Origin of the sequence: Brevundimonas sp., from assembly GCF_041648055.1 — a bacterium.
In the GTDB taxonomy this organism is placed as follows: Bacteria; Pseudomonadota; Alphaproteobacteria; order Caulobacterales; family Caulobacteraceae; genus Brevundimonas.
Window position 1 is genome coordinate 26,635 of sequence record NZ_JBAZPS010000013.1, and the last position, 18,644, is coordinate 45,278.

Consider the following 18,644-nt stretch of genomic DNA (forward strand, 5'->3'; position numbering starts at 1 on the left):
ACCTCACGCGCTGTCTGCCGCAGGGGCCGTCGCATCGGCATCGAGGCCGAGGGCGCGCCGGTACTCGGCGACGACGATGGGATCGGAGACACGGGTATACATGCGCGTCGCGTCGGGCGACGCATGACCGAGCCGCCGCTGAAGCGTCAGCTCGCGCATCCCGGCCTCCCACATCCGGGTCGCGTGGGTGTGGCGCAGCGCGTGCGGCGTCACCCATGGCGCCCGTATGCCAGCGCGTGAACAGGCGCGCGCGAACATCTTGGCCAGCGCCGCATAGGACAGAGCGTCGAGCGGACGGCGTCCGGCGCCGCCGACCAGGAACAGGATCGGCGACGCCGTGTCCTGTGGACGCTCGTGCATGACGTAGGCGCTGACCGCTTCGAGCGTCACCGCCTCGTGCAGGTCGACGACACGTTCGGTGCGGGACTTGCTGCGCACGCCACGCGGATGATCGAAGCGAACCCGGATCGTCACACGCCGCTTGCCATAGGCGATATCGGTGAGGTGCAGACCGAGAACCTCGCCGGGGCGAAGACCGCCGTCCAGCAACAGGCGGATAATCGCCAGATCGCGACGGCATCGAAGCTGCGCAAGGAGCGCATCCACCGACGGATCTGCCATCGGCCGCGGCAAGCGATGAATCTGCCTGAGTCTCACGGGGCTGCGCGTCTGAGATCGCGACGTGATACCGGTCAGAAACGGACGATGACGATCGGAAACGCGAGCCGCCGCGCGATCATGAATCCGCGTGATCGGGCTCGGACCCTCGAACCGGTCGGTGATCCGGGCCCACTCGTAGAATGACGACACGGCCGCCAGTACCCTGTTGATCGTCGCGGTGCTGAGGCGCGGCACGGCGCGCTCGCCATCCACCGACACCAATGACGGATGCTGGGCAGCGCCGCGACGGCGGCTTCGCTTGCTGCGGAGGTGGATCAGCAGATCGACCGCTCGCGCTGGCGTCAGCGCGCGCCACTCCAGACCCTGTTCGATCAGAAAGGAACGAAGATGCGTGAGATCGTGACCATAGGCCCGCGCGGTGTTGGGCGAACAACCCGACGCGCCGAGGTATATCCCGAACTCCGCCGCGGCCGCGTCGAACGCGGCCGATTCACGGGCGTTATGCGTCGCGGAATCATCCAACATGGCACTCCTCCGATCGGGTCGCGTCCCTCGGCGAACCTACGCCGAAAGCGCCCGCAGGCAGAGTGTGTCCATATAATGCTCGAACGCTTCTTCGGGCCCACGGTGACGCTCTCGACCGGGCGGGTCGTGCCCGTCCGACTGATCGGCGAACAGCACGTGCGCTAGGACCTCGGGTTCATTCCGAGCTTCGCGGACTGGGCGCGCGCCATCCGGCCATTGCCGTGGATGGGCCGCGCCCAGCCCATTCATCGGGAGGTCGATCCCTTTGCGACGACGAACTGAATCGACGGCCCGGCGCGCGAGTGTCGGGCCGTTTTTCATCGGCGGCGGGAGGGAAAGGAAGGGCGACGCGAGGTGAGCCGATCGGGCTCGCTGAATCCGGGAGCCTCCCATGATCGCCTCCGCCTGGACCGAAGACCGTATCGATCGCCTCAGGACCCTCTGGCTGGAGGGCCGGACAGCCGACGTCATTTCTCAGGACCTCGGCTGCGGCATCAGCCGCAGCGCCGTGCTTGGCAAGGTCTACCGCCTGGGCTTGTCCGCAGGGAGGACCAGCAGGACACCGAAGGTCTCGGCTCCAAAAGCCAGGACGCCGGTTCGTGTTGCGCAGCCGGCGCCGAACCGGGCGGCGACGCCCCTGGCGTCGCCTGAGCCGCCTCCCGAGCCGCAGTGCGGGACGCGCACCATCCTGTCCGTCGGCCGGACCGACTGCCGCTGGCCGCTGGGTGATCCCCTGCAGCCGGGGTTCAGCCTTTGCGGTGGTCCGGTCGCTCGCGGTGCGTTCTGCGTCGAGCATGCCGAGATCGCCTATCGGCCAAGGCCTCACATGCCCCAAAAGCCTGGAGCGCCTGGCCCGACTGGTTTGACCTCCTCGCTTGACCGGCCCTTTCACATCTCCAGCTCTGCGCGGATGGCGACCTCGAAGAGGTCGCCATTGTCGTGAGGGCCCTTCCGCAAACCTGTCGATTATCGGAACAAAGGTAGAACAAATACTTGCGGGCCATGTTCATCCGGAGTCACAAGCGAAGCCGGGTCGGCAGCCTGGAGAGTCCCAATGAACGACCAGTCCTTGGCCGATATGCTGGCCGAACTCGACCTTGCGCTCGCGCGCCAGAACGATCCGAGCGAGGCCGCGCGTCAAATCCTCAACTGCGTCGAACAGCGGGCGCCGCGGTCCGTCCTGCGTCTGGCCGCCGGAATCCAGTTGCGACGGCTGGGGTGCGCCACGGCGACGGGCTGGTGATGTCATGCCCGATCCGAACCGGCCGCGCCTCGCCCGAGAAGATGTCACGCCCGAGCACGGACACCGCCTGATCGTCCAGTGCGACCGGCCGGGTTGCTACCACACCATCCTGATGGCCCCCCCTGTTCGGGGGCAGGCGAAACTGGCCGGCCTAGGGGCGATCCTACCGCTTCCGCTGCCAGTGCGGACACCGCGAGGCCAGGCTGACCTATACCCGCCACTCGACCGCACCCAACGGGCCTGTCTCCGCGACCGTCATCTCGCTCTGGTATTGATGACGCTGCAATCCTGATCGCTACTCCGACGACGACTGGCGCGCGTGCGGCGGATGCGAACGAGGGCCTGCGGCGCTGTGCTGAATCAACGACCGGGACACGCCGTCGGCTCGCCGCCGTCGACTGAACTGAAGACCGTCGCGTCTTCGTCCGCATCGGCGCGACGGCGCCGAATGGTGTCGTCGTCGCGAAGGGCGACGACGACTTGCCCCCACACAACGCCCTCCGATTTTGTCACAGCACCCCGGAAGTCAACGGCTTCGCCTTATTCCCTCCACGGAGGGCAAGCGGCCCTCCGCTCCGGTGACTGCCGGGGACCCCGCTGTGGCCAAAACCGGGGTCGTTGCGCATGGGGCGCTCGACAATCTCAAGGATTGTTCCAATGACCCACTTCAACACCGCTTCCTCCGCGTTTTCCCCGAAGTCCGACTCCGCCTTCGACGACCTGTCCGCCTCCCTCGGGGATCAGCGTCCGCATCCCACCGAGGACGCCCTGATCCAGCTCGGGCGCGCGCTCATGACCGAGCTGGTGGACGTGATCTCGGACACCGCGCTGGAGGACTATCAGACGATCATCGGGGAGGCCCTTATCGGCGCCTTCCATTCGGCGGCCGGACGGATCGAACGGGATGCGGACAGGGCGCGCGACACGATGCGATCACTCGACCGCGACTTCGACGGATCGGAGGCGGCCGACACCGAACTTCAGGACGCCACGGCGAAGGCAAGAGCGGGCGACGCGGCGACGCAGGCCTGCGAACTGATCCGGGACGCGGCCTCCGAAACCTGGACGGTCGCGACCGGGGAGGTCTGGACGGCCTGGCGGGGATCGCGGCGCGGCACGCATCTGACGGCGGCGCAGCTCGAAGCGAAGCAGGCGATCCGGGCGATCCGAAATCGGAAGTCCGGAGAAGCGGATCCGGGCGGTCCGGTGATCGCCTTCCGGGGCGCGCCAACGGCGGATACCTCAGAGGATGCGGGCCGGATCTTCGACGCCCTGAACTGGGCGAAGCAGGAATGGCCGGACATGGCGCTCGCGACGACGGGGGCGAAGGGCTCCGAGAAACTCGCGATCAAATGGGCCCAGCAGAAGGGGGTGAAGCTGATCCTTGCCCGGGCGGATTTCGACAAGAACGGCAAGGCCGCTCCCTTCCGGGCGAATGACGAACTCATCGCGCTCGAGCCGGAGGTCTGCCTGACCCTGGTCCATTCGGTGGATCGGGCGCGGACGGATCGGCGGCCGTTCGGACCGGCGCTCAACCTCGGGCAGAAGGCGATGGAGTCCGGGCTGCGGCACGTCTCCATCAAGGCTCGAGCAGCCTGACAGATCACGCCTGCAGCAACGACCCGCTCGGCTTCGGCCGGGCGGGTTTTTGTTTGTCATCCGGGGCCGTCCTACGATCAGCGGGATCGAGAGCCGGTCTTCGGACGCCGTCCACAAGTCCTGTTGATCGCGTTTGATGGGATGTCGGCGGTGTTGACGGCGATGTCTGAAAATCTGCCAAAAGGGGTGGAGGGCAAGATAAAAGGGGGTTTGGGACGGTTCCCGTTTCTCGTATCTTGTCAGCACGTTAGTCGGCCGATTTCCGATCCCGGATGACTTGGAGTGAGTTGTTCGGGATCGGGGCATTTAGCTGCTCAGTGGAAGTGAGACGATGCTGATCCGTGAGGCCATTGAGGACCGGGTTTCGGCCGGCGCCGGGGGGCGGGTCGATGCGGTCAATGTTGGCCTTCCGCTGCGGCTGAAAACCGAGCGGATGAACGTCAAGAACGGCATGATGAAGCGGTTGGCGAGCTCGCGCGCCTTCGCGCTCGGCGATCGTTCGGGGGTGCTCAGGGCGGCGCAGAACCGGTCCGGCCGAGCCTTCCGCCTCGATGTCCGTCAGCGCGTGATCGTCAAGGCCCTGGTCTCGCGGCATGTCGGCAAGGGGGCGGACCGTGCGGCGGCGCTGGCCATGCATGTTTCCTATCTCGGCCGTAGCGGAGCCGGGATGGAGGGGTCCCGTCCGGAGTTCTTCGATCGCGAAACCGACGCCCTGTCGCCCGCCGCCGAGACGAACGGATGGAGCGAGGATCGGCATCATTTCCGTTTCATCATCTCGCCGGAACACGGGGACCGGATCGACGATCTGAAATCCTATGTGCGGGAGGTCATGTCCCGCGTCGGCGATGACCTTGGGGAGCCTGCCATGAAGTGGATCGGGACGTGTCACTACGATACCGATCAGCCGCACGCTCATGTGCTTGTCCGGGGCAGGCGAGGGGACGGACGCGACCTGGTGATCCCGCGTGACTACGTCGGCTACGGCTTCCGGGCGCGGGCCCAGGAGGTGGCGCAGGAGCGGCTTGGCGACCTCTCGCGCGTCGACGCCGAGCGGCGGATCTGGAAAGAGACCCAGGCCGACCGGTTCACCGGCTTCGACAAGCGGTTGCTGGACGCCGCGGACGCCGGCGGGATGGTCGATGACGGAGTGGGGGCGAGCGACGCCTGGGCGGCCCTGACCCGGGGCCGGCTGCGTCATCTGGAAGGGCTTGGACTGGCGGTGAGATCGGGTCGGCGCTACCGGCTCGATGGCGAGATGGAGCTCAAGCTGAGGACCCTCCAGATCCGCCGCGACGTCATCCGGACGCTGAACCAGCGGCGGCTCGAGGGCGCCAAGGAGGTCAGCGCGTTGGGGAAGGGCGTGGTTGCCGGGCGGGTCGTTCGGACCGGGACGCACGATGGGGCCGGCGCCTCGCCGTGGGTCATCGTCAAAGACAAGGGCGGGGTCGAACATTACGCCCGGCTGGGGGCAGGGACCGCTCTTCCGAAGGCCGGCAAGGCGGTCGTCCTGCAAGGCGGCGAGAACGGGCTGGCGCGGCTTGCGCTCGGGCGCGGCGTGGATCTCGGCTTGTAGAAGCGAGGGCTCGCGTCTGTTGTCTGTGGTCATAAGGGGCCCGCCAGACAGCGGTGAATGGGCAGGGCGTGGATAGAGCGGAGGCTTGATGAGCGATCTGACGACACAGGAAAAGCTTCTGGCCGCGCTGATGCTGGATGAGGCCGGCGGACAGGCGTTTCTGGAGATTGCGGGCGGGTGCTGCGGGAAAGGCAGACTGAACTGGGCATTGACCGGCTTCACGCTGCTGCATGAATGCGTGCATCTGATGCACCACTCGGAGTCCGATGCGATGATCATCGACAACCTTGAGGTTAGCACGGTCGACGCTGAAGAACGGGCAGCCGACGCGGCCACCGAGGAGGCGCTGATCCCTGCAATGCTCTGGGATCGATTATTGAAGATTGGAAAGCCCAGCGTGGCTGATGTGATCGAACTGTCTCGGGCAGCAGTTCGATCCAGATGGGAGGCTCCCGGAAATTGCTCGGCGTCTGCTCCGAGTTTCACAGGCTAGCCAAAATCTCAAGCGGACGGATTTCTCAGTTCTGACAAACGGCTCTCGCAGGCTTCGCGAACGATCTCCTGCAGAACCCCCGCGCGTTCTGTCACATAGGCGAGTTCTTCATCGGTGATCCGATAGTGCTTCGTGTTGTAGCGGGACTTTACGTAGGCGGCCCGTAGCAGCTCGAATGCCCGCTTCTGGAACTTGGTCTCGTGCGGCCAGACTTCCACCAAACGAGGCACGAGCGGCTCCGTCAACCTCCGCAGATGAACCAAGTTATGGGCTTTTGGCGAGTGGAGTGTCAGCACTAGCATCACGCCAATGTAGAGGGCTTCGACAGCTTGGTGGAGCTCGAACGCCGCTCCATTTTGATAACCCTTCGTCACAGCGTATTGCGCGAGATCAAAGCGCATCGTGGCTGTCTTCACCATCTCCTCGAAATACTCTTCCGCCTCGCCAAGCGCAGTAGCTCGAGACAACGGCTGTGGTGCGACGAAGGCAGCGTTGGGTTCGGTGAACAGGACGGCCCCATCGCGCAGGATGTCCGTGAAGAAGTAGCGGCCGAGTTCAAGTTTCTTGTTCACGTCGTCCAAGCTGTGAACGATGAAGGTGACAGGGGTGCGGAGCTGGCTGCCGGTTGAGATTTCCGCGAGCAGTCGTTCGTTGGCGGCTTCCCAGAACTCCAGGTCGGTCAGGTCCTCGTGGTCTACAACGACCAGTAGGTCGAAATCCGAGAAATAGCGGCCGACGGGGTCGTGGACCCAGTCCCCGCGCGCATAGCTGCCAAACAGGATGATCTTGAGGATCTTGCCGTCGCGCAGGCGAGGGGCCTTCCGCGTCGAGACGGTCTCGGCGAAGGTTTCGCGCAGGATCGATACGGCGTGATCGAGCTCGCGGCGCTTACCCGCTGGCAGTTTTCTCAAGGGACGCTTCATGCGGCGAGTCTCGACCATGAGTCGTCACGCGGCAAGGCTTGCAACGCACCTTGCACGCGAAAAGCGCGACAGATGGAACGAGATGTCAGGCTCGGGCTGGCAATGGTCTCACGCCGACGCCTGCGTTATAGATCGGACTAGCGGGTTGTCGTGAATAGGCGCCGATCCTGGGTCCGGGGGATGTGCGCTCGCGCACGTCGGATGCGGTCGGCGGCGAATAAGCGCGCCTCTATGACTTGCGAGGATTCCACGCCCGCGCCCCATTCGCCGCAGTTCGCTGTTGCGGGTCCGAGCGTCGCCGCGGCCTCTGTTGTCCGTCACTGGCGGCTCGGATAAGACCCCAGGGCGGGCGCCGACCTATAGGCGCGGATCCGATCGCCGGGGGGCGCTGGCGCGAGCTGGCGACCGGCGGGGCCCGGGTTGAAACCGTGAGGCCTTCTCGCAAGGTTCCAACGCCCGCCCCCATTCGAGTTTTCCGGGCCTTGCGCCGGGAAATCAAATCAGTCACGATTCCCTGTCGGCCCCGGCCGATAGGGGCGTGGAATCCCCTGCGAAGTCTCGGTTGATATCGATGATGCCGGCCCTCGGCCGCGCGCCGTCCTGTCCGGACGCGTCCCTCGACGCTGTCCGACGATCCCTCATGGGGCGCGGGTTTTCCATGTGCGGCTTGCAACGCCCCTCGCGCGGTCAAGGAGGCGTCGGGTGTCGGAGGCGGAGTCAATCGGGGATGTTGCGTCCGCCCGCCGGCAGTCGCGCGCGCGGCTTGACCGTCTCTACCGCCGCTATTCCTCGTGGCTGGAGGCCCGGCTGCGGCGACGCTATGGCGCGGACGCCGAGGACATCGTCCAGGACGCCTGGCTGAAGATCGCGCCGCTGGAAGCCACGCTGGACATCCGCCATCCGAAGGCGTTCCTGCTGACGTTGGCGACCAACCTTGCGCGGAGCAGGGGGAGGCAGGCAGACCGGCGATACGAGCTGCTCGAGCTCAACATGACTCCCGGGGCTGCGGGACATGCAGGCGGCCAAGCCGAAGCCCTCGAGCTCGAGGAGCTCATCCTTGGCTTGCCACAACCTCTCCGGGATGTCTTTGTGTTGTCGAGGTTCGTCGGGCTGACGAATCTGCAAATTTCCGAGCAATTGGGCATCAGTCCGAAGACGGTAGAGGGGCGGATGACCAAGGCCTTGGCACATTGCGCCGCCCAACTTCGGCGCTAGGAGTGGGGCTCACGATGGCCGGCCCGAAGATGCGGGTGGAAACCGCCGAGACCCAAGCAGCGGCCTGGCACCAGAGGCTGGGCGAGCGGAGCGTCACCACCCAGACGATCGAAGACTTTTTCGCTTGGCGGCGGATCCCGGAGAACGCCGACGCCTACAGGCGCGTGGAGCAGGTCTGGAACGACGCCAAGGCCCTGACGCCGAAGGCCGGGATCCAGAACGCCGTCGAAGACGCGTTGAACCGCAAGGCGAGGCGAACGCCTCCGCAAACCGTGCGGGGACCTCTTCTCGGTGTCGCCGCAGTCGCGGTGGCCGCAATTCTCGCCTTCGGCTCATGGACCTGGCTTCAGAACCGGGGCGTCTATGAGACGGCCGTGGGCGAACAGCGCGTCGTGCAACTGGCGGACGGCTCGTCCGTGAGGCTGGATACGGCTTCCAGGATCAGGGTGCGATTCTCGAAGGCCGCCCGGCGGCTGGAGCTCGAAGGCGGTCAGGCCCTGTTCAACGTGGCCCATGATCGGGCCAGACCCTTCATTGTCGAAGCCGGTGCGGCCTCCGTGACCGCGGTAGGAACCGTGTTCGAGGTGCGCCGCGATGGCGAAGGCGCGACGGTCACCTTGGTATCCGGCGCGGTGGACGTGGCGGATGGAGGAGCGGCGCGCCACAAGAACCGGATGTCGGCGGGCCAGCAGGCGAGGGTCACCGCAGCGGGCGCGGTCACAGGCCCCGTCGACGTGGAGACGGAAACCAGCTGGACGGAGGGCCGGATCGTCTTTCGCGAGACGCCCCTTCGCGTCGCCGTCGCGGAGGTCAACCGCTATCTGACCGCCGGGATCGAGCTCGACGCCCGGTCCCTGGACGGGGTGCGGGTCAACGGGGTGTTCAAGACCGGGGATAGAGACGCTTTCGTTTCGGTCGCATCGGAGGTGTTCGACCTGCAAGCTTCCCCCGGCCGCAACGGCTCGGTCCATTTGTCGGAACGCGGAAAATAATTCGCGAAGACCTCAAGGGTCAGCCGGGGTCCCGCTCACCCCCTCTTCGACGCCGTGTGGCGTGGAGGGGAAATCAACAATGAACCGCTTGAGTCTTCTGACCGCCACCGCGATTGTCGCGTGCGCGCTCTCGGTCAGCGTCACCGCCTGCGCGCAGGAGACGCGCGAATTCAATATCCCGGCAGGAGGGCTGGGCGAGGCCCTGAACGCCTTCGCCAGCCAGTCGGATCAGCAGATCTTCTTCACGGCGGATCTCGTGACGGACCTGAGTACCGGCGGACTGCGGGGGCGTCATCTGCCCCGTGGGGCGCTTGATCGTCTGCTTGCCGGCACCGGACTGACGTGGGCCGAGACGCGCCCCGGCGTGATCTACATTCGCCGCGGCGAGAGCACTCCCCGGACGGCCGAAGCAGTTGCCGTCGAGGACGTGGTGGTGACCGGCACGCTCCTGAAAACATCGGGCGAACTGGCCTCGCCCGTCCTGGTGTTGAGCCGGGGCGATCTCGACGCGCGCGGATTGGGGACGGTGGCGGACACGCTCGCCGCCCTGCCGCAGAATTACGCGGGCGCCGCCAATCCCGGCGCGTCCCTGGCTCTGGCCGACCAGAACGGCGGCAATACCTCCCTGGCGACCGGCGTGAATCTGCGAGGCCTGGGCGCCGATGCGACCCTTGTTCTGGTCAACGGCCGCCGGGTTGCAGGTTCCGGGTCCCGCGGGGAACTGGCGGACGTCTCGGCCCTGCCGTCAGCCGCTGTCGAGCGGGTCGACGTGCTGCTGGACGGAGCCTCCGCACTTTACGGCTCCGACGCTGTGGCGGGCGTGGTGAACATCATCATGCGCCGATCCTTCGAGGGCCAAGAGAGTCGGTTGAGACTGGGCGCAGTTCGGGGCAGTGGCGAGGACATCATCGCCTCGCATCTCGCCGGCCGCACCTGGAGCAGTGGCGCGGCTTTCATATCCTACGAGTACCAGCGGACAAACAGCCTGAACTCGCTGGATCGCGACTATACGCGGGACGCCGACCTGCGACCCTTCGGCGGGTCGGACCGGCGGGCGGTCTTCAGCGCGCCGGGCAACATCGTGGCCTTCGACGCCGTTTCCAAGGCCTATGTCTCGCGCTGGGCGATCCGCCCAGGCGCCTCGGGCACGGCAACCTCGCCCGCCGACTTGGCCGCCAACACGGCCAACCTGACCTCCCAGCTTCTGGGCGTCGATCTCTGGCCCGATGTGGAGCGTCACAGTCTCTATGGCCGCGTCAGGCAGTCGCTCGGAGACCGCCTGGAGCTGTCCGCCGACGTCCGGTTCAGCCGCCGCAGCTTCGGCTTCGACAACGGGGCAACGGTCTCCATCCTGTCGGTGAACCGGAACAATCCGTTCTTCGTCTCTCCGTCCGGCGCGACCTCCCATACAATCGCCTATTCCTTCTTCGAGGATTTGGGCGCCACCCGCCGCAAGGGCGTGTCCCGCAGCGTGGGCGTCACCGGCGGCGCGACCTATGACCTCGGCGCCGGCTGGACGATGGACGGCTATCTCGCCTTCGCCGAGGAAAGGGGAGGGACCACCACCTACGGGCGCGTCAACAGCCTGTTCCTCAACGAAGCCTTGGGCACGGCGGCCGACAATCCGGCGACCGACTACCGTGCAAGCCGCGACGGCTACTTTAATCCGTTCGGCGGCGGCGGCGCCAACAACGCCACAGTGCTCGCCTTCATCGGCAGCGGGTACGGCGGGACTGTGAACCGCACCCGCGCCAGCTCAGCAAATTTCCTGGCGTCGGGATCCGTGCTGGAGCTTCCGGGTGGTCCCCTCGAACTGGCCTTCGGGGGCCAGGCCCGCAGCGAGACGTTCCGAACGCGTAGTCTGACCTGGGCCTCGACGGTGCTGCCCGTCAGCGTCGTCACGCCAGTCCGGGAACGCGACATCGCGGGGCTGTTCGCGGAGGCGCGGATCCCGATCGTGGGCGAGGCGAACGCCAGGCCGGGTCTGCGCCGGCTCGAACTCTCCATTGCCGGGCGGATCGAGCGGTACGACGACTTTGGAACGACCTCCAATCCCAAGATCGGCCTGGTCTGGCCCCCGGCGGCCGCCCTGACGCTGCGAACCTCCTACGGCACCTCCTTCCGCGCCCCGGCCCTGACGCAGCTCTATGATCGGTCGGGTGTCTCGGTGACGACCGTTCCGCGCGCCGACGGGGCCAATGTGCTGGCGCTCTACCGGTCGGGCGGCAATCCGGATCTCGAGCCGGAGACGGCGGAGACCTGGACCCTGGGCTTCGACTACGTCCGCCCGGCGGGGTTACGGTTCAGCGTCAACGCGTTCGAGACCCGGTTTTCGAACCGCATCTCCCAGCCCGTGGCGGAGAATGTCAGCGGCGTCCTGACCAATCCCTCGGTCGCCCCCTTCGTCACCCTGGTCGATCCCGGAAACAACGCGGCCGACCTGGCGCTGGTCCGCACCTTCACGACCCTGCCCACCTTCACCCAGGGCGCCCTGTATCCGGATACGGCCTTTGGCGCGATCCTGGACGCGCGCTGGGTCAATGCGACGTCAGTCGATGTCCGGGGACTCGACCTGACGCTCGCCTATCCGTTGGAGATCGGCGGGGATCGTCTGACCTTCGACGTCAGCGGATCCTACATTCTCGACTACGACATGCAGACCACGGTCGCGGCGCCGAACCTCAGTGTCGTCGGCGTCGTCGGCTATCCGGTCCGTCTGCGATCGCGCGCCGGCCTGTCCTGGTCGCACGCGGATCTTGGGGCCGATGTGCACTGGAACCATGTCGCTGCCTACGAGGACGGGGTCGGGGACACGGTCGAGGCTTGGGATACGGCGGACCTGCAGCTGAGCTGGGCGCCCGCAGGCGGGGCCTTCGCTGGACTGCGTCTCGCTCTGACGGTCCTCAATCTTTTCGACGCCGATCCCCCCTTCTACAACGGCGCCGTCGGCTTTGGTTTCGACCCCGGGCAGGCCAATCCGCTCGGACGTTCGGTCGCCTTGCAGCTCATCAAGCGCTGGTAAGGGCCGTTGACCCGGTCCGATGGGGCGCTGGCGGCCCTGATTGCGCTTGCCTGGCTGGTCGCGCCGGCGTGCGCCGACGCGCAGGCGCGGCCCGTGACGCTCGACGACGTGCTGGCGATGCGAACCTTTGGCGAGGCGGCCGTCTCTCCGGACGGGCAGTGGGCGATTTACGAGCGTCGAGGCGCCTATGACGCATCTCCCCGCTTCGATCAGGGCGCCCGATCCTGGTGGGGGGCCTCGGAGCTGATGCTTGTGGCGACCCGGTCTGGCAAGCCGCGCCCGCTGCTGGTTGCAAAGGCGGGGGTTGGGTATCTGCTGGGGTCCTGGTCGCCCGATGGCGAACGGGTTCTGGTCTACCGGCTCGACGGGGACCGGCTGGAAGCCGGCGTCGTCACCCTGCCGACCGGGGAGGTCCGCTGGACCGGACTGACGCCCGACCTGCCGATCACGGGGGCCGGGTCGGACTGGATCGACGGTCGCCGTCTCGCACTCACGGTCCGTGCAGACGCGAGCCTGCCTTGGATGCTGCGCTTCGACGGCTCCGGCGCCAGGGTGATGGATCGCCGATGGTCGGAGACCGCGGCGGGGCGTCGGCCGTCCCGCACCGTCTTCGACACGCGCGACGCGGCGGTGTCTTCGGATGAGCTCTCGGCGCTCCTGACGCTGGTCCTGATCGACAGCGTGAGTGGAGCGACAGACGTGCTGGCCGAGGGGCGCATCCGGGACATCGCCGTCTCCCCCGACGGCCAATGGCTTGCGGTTCTGAAAGCGGCCGAGCCGATACCGCTGGTGGAGGCGGAGCGGAATGTGCAGTCCGCGGTGCTCCGGCGGGGACGGCTGACCCTGGTGTCGGTGGTCGGGCAGGGCCCTGCCGTCTCGGCCGGGCCGCTGGATGTGGCCCCGAACCTGCTGCGATGGTCGCCGGCATCAGACGAGGTCCTTGTCTGGACCCGACGAGACGATCAGGGCTGGGCGGACGGTGGGCTCGCCGCGGTCGGCGTCGACGGTCGCGTGAGACGGATCGCGTCGACCGGCCTTTCCCCCACCGGGGAGGGGCGAACGGTCGACGAACTGCGCCCGATCCGGGCCGACTGGCTCGGCGACAAGGTCATCCTCTACGCCAGGAAAGCAGGAACCAGTCGCTCCGACTGGTGGGGCCTGGACGGCGAGCGCCCGGTCCCGCTGACGGTCGCCCTTGCGCGGACGCCTGAACGTCTTGCGGCCGTGGAGGACGGCCGGGCTTTGGTGTTCGCCGACGAGGCCCTTTGGGAGATGACAGCGGGTGGTCTTCGCCGCCTTTCGTCCTCGAAAGAGGCCTGGTCTCAAGGCCAGGCGGACGATCCGATGAAACCCGTGCGTGTGCGGGCGACCGCCCCTCGCCGGACCTGGGCTGCGGCGGCGGCGGCGGCCACGATCGGGGTCCGGAGCCTCGGCGGCGTCGCCGCGTGGCAGGTCCGGACTCCGTGCGCCCAAGGGCCTCGGCTGCGGGCTGCCAGTCCGACCGCCGCCGTCGTGCTTTGCGTTGACCGGGGCGTCGAGACCCTGAGTCTGGCGACCCCGGCAGGCCTCCGGATCGTGGACCGGGTCAATGAGGCGTTCGAGGATTTGGTCATACCGCAGGCCCGGCCGATTGCGCACCGGGATGTGCGGGGCCGAATGACCCAAAGCTTTCTCTATCTGCCGCCGGGCCTCGCCGCCTCCGAGGTCAAGGGCGTCCTCGTCCAAGTCTATCCCGGCATCGCCGATGACGGTCGAAGGATCGATGCACAGAGTCTGCAGTCCAGTCTTCGGCCGCAGCTGTTGACGTCGGGCGGTTATGCCGTGTTGTCGGTCGGACTGCCGACCCAGGCCGAGAGTGCGCGGGCGGAAATGTTCGAGGATTTCGCCCGAGGCGTCGATCTGGCCGTCGAGGCCATGCTGATCGAGTTTCCGGAACTGCCTCGGGATCGCCTCGCCCTGATCGGTCACAGTTTCGGGGGCTATGCCGCTCTCGGCGTGGCGACGCGGACGGATCGGTTCCGATCGCTCGTGGTCTGGGCGGCCCCGACCGACATGGCCGGCAAATGGGGCGAGTTCATGAGCCAAGGCAGGCTGTGGCCGCAGGACGGGCTCACCCTGAACCAGCCGATTGGAGCCGTCGAGACGGGCCAGGCTGGCATGGGCAATCCGCCGTGGGACGCGGTCCGGCAGTACGCCGACGCCAGTCCTTACTGGCTGGCGGATCGCATCCACACGCCTCTGCTCCTAATTACCGCAGACCGGGACTACGTGCCGATGACCCAGTCCGAACGGATGTTCACGGCCCTGCATCGGCAGGGCCGGCGCGCACGGCTCATCGCCTACTGGGGGGAGGGGCACGACAACGCCAGTCCTGCCAATATCCGGGATGTCTACCACCAGATCTTCGATTGGCTGGACCAGACGATCGGCGCCGGTGCGGTCACGTCGTCGGACCCAGGCGAGCCTCCCACGCCCTGACCCATCCCTCGAAGGCGGCGGCGTTCATGATGTCGGCGTAGCCGCCTCGCCAGATCAGGCTTTCGGGTGTGAGCAGGCTTTCCGCTGCGGCCCGATCAATCACGCCCTCTGCGGCCAGCCGGCCGTCGAGCAGCCACGGGCGGAGCGCGTCCAGCCCGCCCGCGATCATCCGACCATAGAAGGCGGACATCTCCCCCTTCGAGCGCCGTTCGATGATCTCCGGGGGCAGCCGCTCGGCGAAGGCCCGCCGGGCCAGGGCCCGGTCCCTCCGGCCGAGCGTAAGCTGGATAACGGGCAAACGGAGACAGGCCTCGACCACCGGCTGGGTCAGGAGGGGATGCAGGACGTCAGCGGCCTCGGTCTGAAGAGAGGGACCATGGAGTCCGATCCCGTAGAGCACGGCGGAGATCTGGGCGCGTTTGGCGGGACCGAAATCGTTGATCCCCGTCAGCCAGGCCGGCATGGGCGGCACCTCGGTCAGCGGGAGTGGCGTCACCAACCCGCTTCGCTTTGGCCGATCCCGTCCCGTCGGGCCACGACGGGCTTCCTTCACCAGCGACCAGACGGACCGGTTCGTCCAGCGCGCCAGGGCCGGAAGAGCAGGAGAGGCCAGGGCGCGCCACCCCCGCTCGCGCCACAGATCCGAGAAGACGGCCCCCGTGGCCGGCTGCACGAAAAGGCCGTCGCCGCCCTTGCCGGTGAGGATCGCCGTCAGTCCCGCGTGACGGAGGCGGTCAGACCAGTCAGCGTCATGCAGACCGTCCAGCGCCGCGAGGCCGGGTCGAAGGCCTTGCGGCATGGTTTCGAGAAACGACCGGGTGACGACCCCCACTCGTCGGGGCTGCGGGGACACGGCCAGATCGAGCCGACGGGCCAGTCGCTCGACGAATGGACGTTCGTCGCCGGATGCATCGGGACCATAGGCGCTGAGCCAGAGAGGAACCATCGCACGGGTCTTGACAAGGGAGGCGGCGACGATCGCCGAGTCGAGACCGCCGGAAACCTCCGCTGCGACAGGCGATGGCCGGGCCAGTCCTGCAACAGCCTCGTCGACGGCCTCGCGAAGGCTCTGCGCTGCACGGCTGTCGTCAACAGGATCCGCCTGGCCCGAGCGGGTAATCCAGTCGGGCCGCCACAGGACGACCGGCGGCCCTTCCGGGAGAGGCTGCAGGGTTCCCGGCGCCACGGAAACGGGTCCGGTCATCAGAAGGTCGCCGAGGGCCAGCGCCGGATCGATGATCGCGGCATGGACGCGATCGTAGGCAATTCGCCATGACGGCTTTCGCAACGCCAGCAGCCAGTCCGGGAAACCCGAGCCGATGAGGGTCAGACCCTCCTCCCGCCAAACCGCACAGTCCAGGGCTCCGGAGGGATCGCGCAGAACCGCCGTCGGCTGGCCGGCCGTCGTGAACGAGAGACCGATGAATCCGCCCCAGAACCGCGCCAGCAACTTCTTTTCGTAGGCGTGCGGGTACTTGTCCGAAACGCGGCCGACAGGCGGCGCCCTGCGATCGTGGATCCGTCCGATGAGGGTCCAGGCCCCAACCTGAACGGTGTCGACGTCGCGGGGGCCGAGGCTCACGAGCCAGGAGGAGGCGCCCAGATCGGTGGTCTTCAGACCGTGCGAGATCGCGACGGCGCGGACCGCGTCGCTGGCGTCGCGGGAAGACGGGCCGCCGTCATGAGCAACGACAAGGAAACCGGCCATCACACCCTCAGGATCGGCGTGAAGGCCCGGGCCCGTTCGAGCGTTTCGCCGAGAACCACATCGTCGATCTGGATCCAGCAATGGGCCAGAAACGGCCAGGTCCGGACGCCGAAGACCCAGTCCGAGGCAAGGCCGCAGGCATGAAGATGGGCGTGAAGGAGGAAGGCGCGCTGCAGACAGTCCCCTGCAAACGGCAACCAGGGCTGCACGGTTTCGAACGCGGCAAGGGCCTGCGCGGCGGCCAGTGGATCGGACCGCTTCAGCCGGGCGTTTCGCGCGGCGACGAGCCGGATCAATCCGGGAAGGGCGGTCTTGCGGAAACGCACCGTGGATCCCAGTCCGTTGAGAAGGGCGCCGAAAGGCAGGGCGGGGTTCGTGGATCGGAGGGGCTGGAGAACGGAGGATGGCGCGATCAGCGTTCGATGCGAGCTCGGCTCATCGACGAGCCAGCCTGCCTGTGACAGGTCCTCGATGACGTCCGGGTCGGACGCCAGGATCACGCCGGCTTCAGGTCCCGAACGCAGGACCGTCGAAGCGTCAACAAGACAGGCGTAGCTGTCGGCGGCGACATCCAGCACGACAATGTCGGCATCGCGCCATGCCATGTGGATGTGGGGCGCAAGATGGGCCCGAAGGAGATGTGAGGCGGTCGGCATTCCGATGTTCCGGGCGGCCGCGAACGGCCGCCCGGTCCGCTCACATCGGCTCGTAGGTGCGCAGCACGCCGATTTCGTCGAAGTCGCCTTCTTCCTCGGCGCGCGTCAGAACGCTGGCGCGGCCAATGGCGACGAGCACGAGTTTGGTGATCTTCATCCTGGTCTCTCCTTGGTTGATCGCCACGGATGTGGCGCAACCAGTGAGCGCGCGCTTTGGCGGACAGTGAAGCTATATTTGGAGTATATTTGAACTCACCGTCCCGGCTTCGGGCGCCGCGCTGCGAGCTCCTGCGCGCCATCTTCAAGCCAGCGCTGCGTCGGGTCCGTTCGGTCGAGCCCTGCGGCCAGCGTGTCGACCAGGGTGGTGACGGCCGTGACGATCGTACGTTGGTCCAGATCCCGGATCCGGTCGCCGAGGATGTCGTCGAGCTCCTTGACCCCGATGGTGAGGATGGTGTCGATCAGGTTTTCGGAGCCGCGCAGCGCGTGCCGCGGCGAGGCGATCGAGATCGCCATGAAGATCGCATGGGGATCGCTTCGCGTGGCCTGGGCGAAGCGATAGATGTGATCCAGATTGACTTTGGTCTCGCCCGCCTCGAACCGCTGATAGGTCCTGAGCGCGATGTGCATGGCGCCGGCCGTCTGGCGCGGCGTCAAACCCCGGTCCTTGCGGATGGCCTTGAGCGCCTCTGAGAGGACGGCGCCGTCGCGAGCCCCCGAGGGCGCATCTTCAGTCATCAGCCTTCACGCACACGCTCCGGTTCGAATCTCGTCGAGGGTAGTCCGGCTACTGATCAACGGTAACGTGTGCGGTTACGATCCGAAAGGGTCTGTGCGCGCCACTTTTCGGCGCAGGCCGCGCCAGATTTAGACGCGGGTCGCGACCTTTTCCGGCGCTGCGGCTTTTCAGGCTCCACAACCTCTTGGAGAGGGCGGGACAGGCGGCGATGGTGCGCGCTTCATCGGAGGCCGTGGTGACCCGAAGACCCGATCCTTTCCTGATGGCGCTGGAAAGCCTCAAGGCCCGCGTGGAGAGCGGGGCCTTCGCTCCGGGCGCCGCCATCGTCATCATCGACGAGGCGAAGCGTCTCGGGCTTTCCCCCACGCCGATCCGCGAGGCTCTCGCCTGGCTCAGCGGCTATGGTCTGATCGAGCGGGCGCCTATGGGGGGCTATCTGATGCGGCGGCTCGATCCGGCGCGGGTTCGCGACGAGATGAGCTTCCGGCTTCTCTGCCTCCGGATCGGCCTCAACGGCGCCGGTCAGGTCCACGGACTCGGTCCCGGAACCGCAACGGGCGGAAGTCACCAGCAGGCCCTGCACGACCAGATGGTCCGGGCGGTGCGCGGCACGGGCAACGGCGCCCTGGTCGAGGCCTATGACCGCGTCAGCAGCCTGCTGGCCCAGCTGGCTGTCGCCGAACAGCGTCTGTTCCAGGATCTGGAGGCCGAGGCGCAGGCCATCGTCACCCTGTTCAGGGCGCCGGCCGGGTCGGGGCTTCCCGAGGCCCTGACCGCCTATCACGAGAGACGCATCGACGCGGCGGCCCTGCTGGTCGTCGAGGCCGAGGCCGGTCGATCCGCCCCGGGAGGCTGAG

General features: G+C 67.1%; 15 protein-coding genes. 10 read left to right on the forward strand and 5 right to left on the reverse strand.

Annotated features, from left to right (window positions below; translation table 11 throughout):
• Positions 1-3 precede the first annotated feature (3 nt).
• A complete protein-coding gene (locus WC585_RS15955) occupies positions 4-1,146 on the reverse strand; it encodes a tyrosine-type recombinase/integrase (protein WP_154725232.1) in 1,143 nt (380 codons plus the stop codon).
• Positions 1,147-1,537: 391 nt separating this feature from the next.
• On the opposite strand from WC585_RS15955, the gene WC585_RS15960 reads away from it, so the two are divergent.
• The 5 genes from WC585_RS15960 to WC585_RS15980 all read left to right on the forward strand — a co-directional run bounded on the left by WC585_RS15960 (position 1,538) and on the right by WC585_RS15980 (position 6,054).
• Positions 1,538-2,089 (forward strand): GcrA family cell cycle regulator, encoded by a 552-nt coding sequence (locus WC585_RS15960; RefSeq protein ID WP_373258894.1) that lies wholly within the window; start codon positions 1,538-1,540, stop codon positions 2,087-2,089.
• A gap of 111 nt (positions 2,090-2,200) precedes the next feature.
• On the forward strand, positions 2,201-2,389 hold the full coding sequence (locus WC585_RS15965; protein ID WP_154725234.1) for a hypothetical protein: 189 nt from the start codon (positions 2,201-2,203) through the stop codon (positions 2,387-2,389).
• 657 nt (positions 2,390-3,046) lie between these two features.
• On the forward strand, positions 3,047-3,988 hold the full coding sequence (locus WC585_RS15970) for a DUF2493 domain-containing protein (RefSeq protein WP_154725235.1): 942 nt from the start codon (positions 3,047-3,049) through the stop codon (positions 3,986-3,988).
• Positions 3,989-4,319: 331 nt separating this feature from the next.
• Positions 4,320-5,561 carry a DUF3363 domain-containing protein gene (locus WC585_RS15975; RefSeq protein ID WP_154725236.1) on the forward strand — a complete coding sequence of 414 codons (1,242 nt, stop codon included), beginning with the start codon at positions 4,320-4,322 and terminating at the stop codon, positions 5,559-5,561.
• Positions 5,562-5,649: 88 nt separating this feature from the next.
• Positions 5,650-6,054, forward strand: a complete 405-nt coding sequence (locus WC585_RS15980; protein ID WP_154725237.1) for a hypothetical protein — start codon at positions 5,650-5,652, stop codon at positions 6,052-6,054.
• 8 nt (positions 6,055-6,062) lie between these two features.
• Here the strand turns inward: WC585_RS15980 and WC585_RS15985 are convergent, their stop codons facing one another.
• Positions 6,063-6,977 carry a HEPN domain-containing protein gene (locus WC585_RS15985; protein WP_154725238.1) on the reverse strand — a complete coding sequence of 305 codons (915 nt, stop codon included), beginning with the start codon at positions 6,975-6,977 and terminating at the stop codon, positions 6,063-6,065.
• A 702-nt stretch (positions 6,978-7,679) separates the two neighbouring features.
• Here WC585_RS15985 and WC585_RS15990 point away from each other — a divergent pair.
• The 4 genes from WC585_RS15990 (at position 7,680) to WC585_RS16005 (ending at position 14,684) form a co-directional block, all read left to right on the forward strand.
• The gene (locus WC585_RS15990; RefSeq protein ID WP_373258895.1) at positions 7,680-8,192 is read left to right on the forward strand and encodes an RNA polymerase sigma factor; all 513 of its coding nucleotides are present in this window, start codon (positions 7,680-7,682) and stop codon (positions 8,190-8,192) included.
• A gap of 14 nt (positions 8,193-8,206) precedes the next feature.
• A complete protein-coding gene (locus WC585_RS15995; RefSeq protein ID WP_154725240.1) occupies positions 8,207-9,184 on the forward strand; it encodes a FecR domain-containing protein in 978 nt (325 codons plus the stop codon).
• Positions 9,185-9,272: 88 nt separating this feature from the next.
• Complete coding sequence (locus tag WC585_RS16000; protein ID WP_373258896.1) at positions 9,273-12,206, forward strand: TonB-dependent receptor domain-containing protein; 2,934 nt, start codon at positions 9,273-9,275, stop codon at positions 12,204-12,206.
• Positions 12,207-12,212: 6 nt separating this feature from the next.
• Complete coding sequence (locus tag WC585_RS16005) at positions 12,213-14,684, forward strand: prolyl oligopeptidase family serine peptidase (RefSeq protein ID WP_373258898.1); 2,472 nt, start codon at positions 12,213-12,215, stop codon at positions 14,682-14,684.
• On the opposite strand, the gene WC585_RS16010 is transcribed toward WC585_RS16005, so the two are convergent.
• From WC585_RS16010 to WC585_RS16020, 3 genes are all read right to left on the reverse strand, one after another.
• Complete coding sequence (locus tag WC585_RS16010; protein WP_373258900.1) at positions 14,647-16,392, reverse strand: asparagine synthase-related protein; 1,746 nt, start codon at positions 16,390-16,392, stop codon at positions 14,647-14,649. The genes WC585_RS16005 and WC585_RS16010 overlap by 38 nt on opposite strands.
• Positions 16,392-17,048, reverse strand: coding sequence for a lasso peptide biosynthesis B2 protein (locus tag WC585_RS16015; RefSeq protein WP_154725244.1), 657 nt, complete (start codon positions 17,046-17,048; stop codon positions 16,392-16,394). The genes WC585_RS16010 and WC585_RS16015 overlap by 1 nt, the downstream gene beginning before the upstream one ends.
• 252 nt (positions 17,049-17,300) lie before the next feature.
• Positions 17,301-17,786, reverse strand: coding sequence for a helix-turn-helix domain-containing protein (locus tag WC585_RS16020; protein ID WP_154725245.1), 486 nt, complete (start codon positions 17,784-17,786; stop codon positions 17,301-17,303).
• A 236-nt stretch (positions 17,787-18,022) separates the two neighbouring features.
• On the opposite strand from WC585_RS16020, the gene WC585_RS16025 reads away from it, so the two are divergent.
• Positions 18,023-18,643 (forward strand): GntR family transcriptional regulator, encoded by a 621-nt coding sequence (locus tag WC585_RS16025; protein WP_196066295.1) that lies wholly within the window; start codon positions 18,023-18,025, stop codon positions 18,641-18,643.
• Position 18,644: the final 1 nt, after the last annotated feature.

Excerpts from the sequence above, each read along its gene's own strand:
- WC585_RS16015 (WP_154725244.1), bottom strand. The coding sequence starts at position 17,048 with ATGCCGACCGCCTCACATCTCCTTCGGGCCCATCTTGCGCCCCACATC.
- WC585_RS15965 (WP_154725234.1), top strand. The coding sequence starts at position 2,201 with ATGAACGACCAGTCCTTGGCCGATATGCTGGCCGAACTCGACCTTGCG.
- WC585_RS16010 (WP_373258900.1), bottom strand. The coding sequence starts at position 16,392 with ATGGCCGGTTTCCTTGTCGTTGCTCATGACGGCGGCCCGTCTTCCCGC.
- WC585_RS15980 (WP_154725237.1), top strand. The coding sequence starts at position 5,650 with ATGAGCGATCTGACGACACAGGAAAAGCTTCTGGCCGCGCTGATGCTG.
- WC585_RS15955 (WP_154725232.1), bottom strand. The coding sequence starts at position 1,146 with ATGTTGGATGATTCCGCGACGCATAACGCCCGTGAATCGGCCGCGTTC.
- WC585_RS15985 (WP_154725238.1), bottom strand. The coding sequence starts at position 6,977 with ATGAAGCGTCCCTTGAGAAAACTGCCAGCGGGTAAGCGCCGCGAGCTC.
- WC585_RS15960 (WP_373258894.1), top strand. The coding sequence starts at position 1,538 with ATGATCGCCTCCGCCTGGACCGAAGACCGTATCGATCGCCTCAGGACC.
- WC585_RS15975 (WP_154725236.1), top strand. The coding sequence starts at position 4,320 with ATGCTGATCCGTGAGGCCATTGAGGACCGGGTTTCGGCCGGCGCCGGG.
- WC585_RS15970 (WP_154725235.1), top strand. The coding sequence starts at position 3,047 with ATGACCCACTTCAACACCGCTTCCTCCGCGTTTTCCCCGAAGTCCGAC.
- WC585_RS15995 (WP_154725240.1), top strand. The coding sequence starts at position 8,207 with ATGGCCGGCCCGAAGATGCGGGTGGAAACCGCCGAGACCCAAGCAGCG.
- WC585_RS16020 (WP_154725245.1), bottom strand. The coding sequence starts at position 17,786 with ATGACTGAAGATGCGCCCTCGGGGGCTCGCGACGGCGCCGTCCTCTCA.